We start from the raw sequence: 1,414 nt of genomic DNA on the forward strand, positions 1-1,414 counted from the left end.
CCGTTCCACATCGGGATCGGTGGTCTGCTCAGATAAAAAGCGCGTCAGTTCGGGGTGGGCTCCGGCAAACTGGCGCCCTTGCAAGCGCAACCAGGTCAGTTCATCCCGAAAATAATGTTCCAGAGACATAAATCACATCATTCTGTAGTGGCGGTTACTGTCCATATGGATATCAAACGAAGCGACCTGCTCCAGCGTATCCAGATATACCGAGGCGTTAACCCGAAAGGTCATACCGGGCACTGCCGTGGTGTTATCCACCGCAAAGACTTCAACACCGACAATGCGAGGCTCATACTCGCGGATGCAGTGACGGATAACTTCACGTATACGCCCCCCAGCATCAGCGGAACTCTGCGTGGCGTCATTGAGATCCACCACCCCGAGATCCGGTGCACTGCGGCAACTCCCACGTCGGGTATTGAGCACACGTTCAAGCTGACGCTTTACCGAATCCACCAGTCTGTCCATTTCGTGGGCAGGCCGGATGCCGTCCTCCCCACCCCTGATCCGATCGAACAGGCTGGCAGGACTTCCTCTGTCCCATAACGCGAGAGAAGACACCGTGGCTTATTCCTTGTCCAGACGACCAACCAGGGAGAGCTCAAAGTTCGCCCCCATGTATTTGAAGTGCGGGCGAACAGCAATCGCCACCTGATACCAGCCCGCTTCACCTTCCACATCCTTCACCGTGATCTGCGCTGCACGCAGCGGACGACGGCTGCGCACATCAGCAGGCGGGTTTTCCTGGTCAGCAACGTACTGTTTGATCCAGTTATTCAGTTCCGTCTCCAGATCCTGACGCTCTTTCCAGGAACCAATCTGTTCGCGCTGCAGCACTTTAATGTAGTGCGCCAGGCGGTTGATAATGAACATGTATGGCAGTTGCGTACCCAGTCGGTAATTGGTTTCGGCCTCTTTGCCCTCACGGGTATTCGGGAACACCTTCGGCTTCTGCACTGAGTTGGCCGAGAAGAACGCGGCGTTATCGCTGTCTTTACGCATGGTCAGAGTGATAAAGCCTTCCTCTGCCAGTTCGTATTCACGGCGATCGGTGATGAGCACTTCTGTTGGAATTTTGGCCTGCAGCTGCCCCATCGCTTCATAAACATGAACCGGCAGATCGGAGATAGCGCCTCCACTCTGCGGACCGATAATATTCGGGCACCAGCGGTATTTCGCGAAGCTGTCGGTTAGCGCTGTCCCCATCAGATAGGCAGTATTGCCCCACAGATAGTGATCGTGGCTGCTGTTGATATTTTCCTGATAGTTGAACCCTTTGACCGGGTTCTCCACCGGATCGTACGGCAGGCGGGCCAGGAAACGCGGTGCAGTTAACCCCAGATAGCGGGCATCTTCTGACTCACGCAGGGCGCGCCATTTGGTATAGGCCGGGCCTTCAAATACCGATTTG

General features: G+C 55.2%; 3 protein-coding genes. All 3 read right to left on the reverse strand.

Annotated features, from left to right (window positions below):
- Positions 1-129 (reverse strand): type VI secretion system baseplate subunit TssF (locus DEO48_RS24875; protein ID WP_146198338.1); only part of this gene is annotated, 129 nt, incomplete at its 3' end.
- A gap of 3 nt (positions 130-132) precedes the next feature.
- Positions 133-564: a type VI secretion system baseplate subunit TssE gene (tssE, locus tag DEO48_RS24880; protein WP_109846582.1), complete on the reverse strand. Its 432-nt coding sequence runs from the start codon at positions 562-564 to the stop codon at positions 133-135.
- Between the two features lie 6 nt (positions 565-570).
- A partial coding sequence (gene tssC / locus DEO48_RS24885) for a type VI secretion system contractile sheath large subunit (RefSeq protein ID WP_109846583.1) occupies positions 571-1,414 on the reverse strand: 844 nt, incomplete at its 5' end.

Origin of the sequence: Enterobacter sp. CGMCC 5087 (genome assembly GCF_003144775.1) — a bacterium.
Lineage (GTDB): Bacteria > Pseudomonadota > Gammaproteobacteria > Enterobacterales > Enterobacteriaceae > Enterobacter > Enterobacter cloacae_M.